Raw genomic sequence first — 4,915 nt, 5'->3', positions numbered from 1 at the left:
GATCTCGCCGGTGCCGAGGCGGTAGGGGAGCCCTCCGCCGTAGGGCTGGTACACGAGCGCCTCGCCGACCATGCGCTTGGTGATCATGTACTTCGCTGCCAGCTCGCCCACGCCAGCCTTGTGCTCATAAGGGACGTCGGTTTCGCGGATCACGATCCGTGCCTCGAGAGAGGGGTCTTTCTTCGCAGCCTCCTCGGTCACGGAGGAGGCCGGAGCGAGCGAGGGGCCCGCCTCCACCATGCTGTGCGGGCTGGGCCTCCTGGCGATTTCCTCGGAGAGCCAGATGGCCGCCCTGTACTCCTCAGCGGAGAGGCATGCGGGCCGCTCGCTGGCCAGGAACATCGACAGGACGCGCAGGTCGGTCCCGTCCAGGTCCGCGTCCTTTCGGAACGCGGTCTCCTCCCTCTCGAACTTCTTAGCGAACTGGTCGCGCTTCGCTCCCTGGTACGAGTTGAGGAGCGCCACGTGCGGATCGATGCCTGAGATTATGCGATCGCCAAGCGCGCTCCAGTCGATGGAGAACGGGTCGCGCTTTCGCGCGCGCATGAGCGCCTTCGCGAACGGGAGCCTCGCGCGCGTGAGCATGGTGGATATTATCTGGTCCGCGTAGTGGTAGGACGCCCTTCTCGGGTCGTCGGCCTCGACCTCGGTGCGGAATCTCTTGACCCTCGAGATGAGCGCCTCGTCGCGCGTGGCACGGAAGAGCATCATCCTGCCGAATACGTCTGCCAGCCCCTCGTCGAACCACGGCACGTAGTGGTGGAACCCGTCGGGCGCGGCTGCCAGATCCTGCATGGCGTGGTTGGCCTCGTGCATGGCCGTGAACTCAGGTTGTCCCGGCGAGACCTGGTCGCGCCTGAAGTAGGTTCCGACCGGCACGTTCATCTCCGCGGACTCGGCCCTGTTCACGTTGAAGGCGAACCAGTCGCCGTCCCTGTAGATGTCGGTGATCCCCTCGAAGAAGTACTCCACGACGCAGGGCCTGGGCGCCGTGAACTCCTCGATCCCGTAGTACCTCTTCGCGAGCGCCGGGGTCTCCGCCTGCATGCTGTCGAATACCGACTCGATGTCGTACTCCGGCTTCATGAGTCTGAGCCTCTCGGCGATGAGGCCTATGTCCCGCGAGAACACCGCCCTCGCGGCGTCGCCCTGCGGCCCATGCGCCAGCGCCACCTTATCCGCTGTGGAGGAGGGGTCGAAGTCGCCCTTGAGCTCGTCGCCCGGCACGCCCGCCTTTATCCTCTCCATGAGCCTGCCGGCGGGGTATAGCCCGAAGCCCCCCTCCGCTATGGCGGCCCTGATCGCCCCCCTCTCAGAAAGCCTCATAAAGCCCTCCTTTTGAAGGGCAGAGGCTATCCGCAGCGGGGGGAAAAGACAAAGGGAAATTGATCTCGTCCCCCCTTGCACGGGGCGCCTGCCGGTTGTATCCTCCGCCGCCATGAACGCGACCACGCCGTCCGAGGGGCGCACCTACATATTTCACGGCTATCACCTCACCGAGACGCTGAGGCTCAAGGACTTGGAGCGCCTCTTCGAGGGGCAGGCCGCCGCGCAGTCGGCCAACAGGCTGGTGTACAGGGAGGCGGAGGACCGCTATTTCTTCGTCTACCGCTTCGGCGCCGTGATATTTTTCAACGTGACCCCCGAGCGCAGGCAGGAGGTGATCGAGCGGATCAAGAGGATCATGGGCTACGGGCCCGATCTGCTCACGAGTGAGGACTTCGCGGTGGAAGTGAGGTCGGGCGAGCCGTGCTCGGTGCGCTTCGAGAGGGCGATCATCGACCGGCTGACGCTCGAGCGGATCGACATACTCGCCCTCGTGCTCGCGCAGTCGGTGGCGCTCGAACACTTCGAGATAAACGTCGACCAGATGATCCGCGAGTCGGCCGGGATAGGCAAGGCGCTGCGGAAGCATGGCAGGATGGCCCGCTCGACCCGCGACATCAAGAAGTTCATCGGCAAGTGCATAGTGACGAAGCAGGAGCTGGTGGCGTCGCTGTACCTGCTGGACAAGCCGGACGAGACCTGGAACGACCAGGTCCTCGACAGCCTCTACCACGGCGGTTACGGGATGTTCGAGCTGAGGGAGAGGTACAAGACGATCGACTACAAGCTGAGGATGGTCCAGGAGAACCTGGAGCTGATCTCCGACCTTCTGCAGCACCGCACCGCAAACGCCCTGGAGTGGGCGATAATCATCCTCATCCTCATCGAGATACCGCTTTTCGTGTTCGACCTCTTCTTCAGGCACTGACGCGGCTGGGAACCCGGCTCACTTCCCCCCCTTCCAGTCCTTCGCGAACGCCTCGGCGAGCCTGCTCAGGCGCGCTTTGTCGGAGATCAGCACGCCCAGGCCGCGGGACTCCTTTTTCGCGTGCGCCTGGAGCATCGATATTCCGACGATCGCCGTGCGGCCGCCGCGGCCGTCGTCGGCGATCATGGCACTCGCGGACAGCGGCATGCCCTGCAAGTGCCTCACCGATGCGCCGGCCAGCGCGGCCTTGTTGAGTCCGGACGGCGAGTCGCCCGATCTTGCCCCGGCCAGGATCCTCACGACAACCCCTCGTTTCACCGCCTGAGCCACGGCGGCCTGTATATCAGGGTCCCGGATGTCGTCGGAGTAGATGTCGATGTGGGCCGTGGCGGTGCGGATCGACGAGAGCAGCTTCGTCCTCGCCCCGTTCGGCTCCCAAACGAGAGAGCTCGCCAGCGGGCTCGACCGCGCGCGCTTCCAGTCCGCCTCAAACATCCACGAGAGGTCGGCCACGTCCCTGGAGTCCCGCAGCAGGACCGCGAAGCCGCGCGCGCCGTCCAGCTGCTCCTCGACGAGGTCGAAGGTCATCACGAGCGCTGCGCGGTTGTCGGAGACGATGGCGCGCGCCATCGTGGAGGAGAAATGCGGGTCGCTCCATGACGTGAACACGCGCGCAGCCTTCAGGCGCGCCTCGCTCGCAGCGTTCGCCTCCTCCCCCTCGGACGGGTTTTTGTCCAGCATCACCCTGACCTTCACCCCCCGGCGCGCCGCGGAGGCCAGCTCGTCGACGATCCGCGCGTCGTCCAGCCTGTGCGCGATTAGATCGATGCTGCTCTGGGAGCTCTTTATGAAATCGGCGATCGCGCCCGCGCCGTCGTCGGGCATGACCGCGAGCGGCTGCATGCCCGCCGAGCGGGCATGCAGCGACAAATGGGGGGCCAGGCAGAGGAGAGCGGCGAGGATTGCTATGCCTGTTCGTTTCATTTCGCTCCGAAGCGCCGGCTCAGGCCAGCAGCGTGTTGTCTATCAGGCGGGTCGATCCGACGAACACGGCCAGCGCGACGAGCGCCGGCCGTCTAATCTCATCCAGATCCTTCATCGTACCGGCGTCCACGATCTTCGCGTAGTCGATCCTCGTGTCGGGCTCGGCCTCTATTATCGCGCGGACCTTTGCGAGGACCTTCTCCGGGTCGCGCTCGCCGGCATCTACCATCTCCCGGGCCGCCCCGAGCGAGCGGTTGAGCGACAGGGCGCTGGAGCGCTCCGCAGGGGAGAGGTACCGGTTGCGCGAGCTCATGGCCAGCCCGTCCGGATCCCGCACGGTGGGGCATCCGACTATCTCGACCGGGTATCCCAGGTCTTTCACCATCCTTCTGATGACGGCCAGCTGCTGGAAGTCCTTCTCGCCGAAGAGCGCCACGTCCGGTTCCACCATGTTGAAGAGCTTTGCCACCACCGTGGCCACGCCGCGGAAGTGCGTCGGCCTCGACGCTCCGCAGAGGTCCTTTGAGACATCTTCCACCGATACGTAACTCTGGAATCCGTCGGGGTACATCTCTCGGTCGGAGGGCGCGAAGAGCGCATGGGCGCCGACCGAGCGGCACTTTTGAAGGTCGCCCTCGAGATCGCGCGGGTATCTGGCCAGGTCCTCGCCCGGGCCGAACTGGGCGGGGTTGACGTAGATGGACACGGCCAGCGCCTCTGCGCGCCGCTTTCCCTCGCGCATGAGCGAGAGATGGCCCTCGTGGAGGGCGCCCATGGTGGGCACGAACGCGACCCCGTGGCCGCGCGCCTTTTCCGCCCGCGACCAGGACCGGATCTCGTCGGCTGTCTCGAATATCTTCATCTTCTCTTGAACCCGTGCGATTCGGTAGGGAACCGTCCGGCCCTGACGTCTTCGATGTAATCCTTCACCGCGCTATTTATCACGGAATGGCCGTCGGCATAGACCTTGAGGAACGTGGGGCTGAAGGTGGGATTGAGTCCCAGCATGTCGTAGATGACGAGCACCTGGCCTGCGCAGTGCGGCCCGCAGCCTATGCCGATCGTGGGGATGCCGACCGACCCGGTTATCTCCTTTGCGGTCTCCATGGCCACCCCCTCGAGCACGAGCGAGAATGCGCCGGCGCGCTCGAAGGAGCGCGCCTCCTCGACGAGTAGCGATGCGTCCTCCGCCGTGCGGCCCTGTATTTTGTATCCGCCCATGGCGTGGATTCGCTGGGGCCGAAGGCCTATGTGGGCCATGACCGGGATCCCTGCGGCGGTCATGAGCGAGACCGCCTTTGCCATCTCGAGCCCGCCCTCGAGCTTCACCGCCCCTGCGGCGCCCTCCTTCATCGCGCGGCCGGCGGCGAGCATGGCCTGTGTGGTCGAGGCCTGGTAGCTCATGAACGGGAGGTCGGCCACCACCAGGGCCCGGGAGGCCCCGCGCGAGGCGCAGCGCGTGTGGTATATCACCTCGTCGAGGGTGACCGGTATCGTGCTCTCATGGCCCTGCACCACCATGCCGAGAGAGTCGCCCACGAGGATCATGTCCACGCCAGCCTCGTCCACGAGCCTTGCGATGGTGGCGTCGTAGGCGGTGAGCATCGTGAGCCTCTCGCCCCGGCGGTATTTCTTCGCGATGTCGGTTATTCGAATCTTTGACATAGTTGTAACCGT

General features: G+C 65.2%; 5 protein-coding genes. 1 reads left to right on the top strand and 4 read right to left on the bottom strand.

What is annotated here, in order from left to right; genetic code table 11:
* The coding region (locus JXA24_07440; protein ID MBN1283586.1) for a hypothetical protein at positions 1-1,326 on the bottom strand (1,326 nt) is incomplete at its 3' end.
* Positions 1,327-1,438: 112 nt separating this feature from the next.
* On the opposite strand from JXA24_07440, the gene JXA24_07435 reads away from it, so the two are divergent.
* Positions 1,439-2,254: an RMD1 family protein gene (locus JXA24_07435; protein MBN1283585.1), complete on the top strand. Its 816-nt coding sequence runs from the start codon at positions 1,439-1,441 to the stop codon at positions 2,252-2,254.
* An 18-nt stretch (positions 2,255-2,272) separates the two neighbouring features.
* Here the strand turns inward: JXA24_07435 and JXA24_07430 are convergent, their stop codons facing one another.
* From JXA24_07430 to panB, 3 genes are read right to left on the bottom strand one after another with little or no spacing between them, the layout of a single operon-like run.
* A complete protein-coding gene (locus JXA24_07430; protein ID MBN1283584.1) occupies positions 2,273-3,238 on the bottom strand; it encodes a hypothetical protein in 966 nt (321 codons plus the stop codon).
* Positions 3,239-3,257: 19 nt separating this feature from the next.
* Positions 3,258-4,100: a pantoate--beta-alanine ligase gene (locus JXA24_07425; protein ID MBN1283583.1), complete on the bottom strand. Its 843-nt coding sequence runs from the start codon at positions 4,098-4,100 to the stop codon at positions 3,258-3,260.
* Positions 4,097-4,903, bottom strand: coding sequence for a 3-methyl-2-oxobutanoate hydroxymethyltransferase (gene panB, locus JXA24_07420; GenBank protein ID MBN1283582.1), 807 nt, complete (start codon positions 4,901-4,903; stop codon positions 4,097-4,099). The genes JXA24_07425 and panB overlap by 4 nt, the downstream gene beginning before the upstream one ends.
* Between the last annotated feature and the right edge of the window lie 12 nt (positions 4,904-4,915).

The organism is Pseudomonadota bacterium (genome assembly GCA_016927275.1).
Lineage (GTDB): Bacteria > UBA10199 > UBA10199 > 2-02-FULL-44-16 > JAAZCA01 > JAFGMW01.
The sequence above is the reverse complement of the archived record's forward strand: the minus strand, read 5'-3'. Positions and strand labels throughout refer to the sequence as shown.

What these genes read in the sequence shown, in the direction of transcription:
- panB (MBN1283582.1), bottom strand. Translation starts at nt 4,903, where the DNA reads ATGTCAAAGATTCGAATAACCGACATCGCGAAGAAATACCGCCGGGGC.
- JXA24_07430 (MBN1283584.1), bottom strand. Translation starts at nt 3,238, where the DNA reads ATGAAACGAACAGGCATAGCAATCCTCGCCGCTCTCCTCTGCCTGGCC.
- JXA24_07425 (MBN1283583.1), bottom strand. Translation starts at nt 4,100, where the DNA reads ATGAAGATATTCGAGACAGCCGACGAGATCCGGTCCTGGTCGCGGGCG.
- JXA24_07435 (MBN1283585.1), top strand. Translation starts at nt 1,439, where the DNA reads ATGAACGCGACCACGCCGTCCGAGGGGCGCACCTACATATTTCACGGC.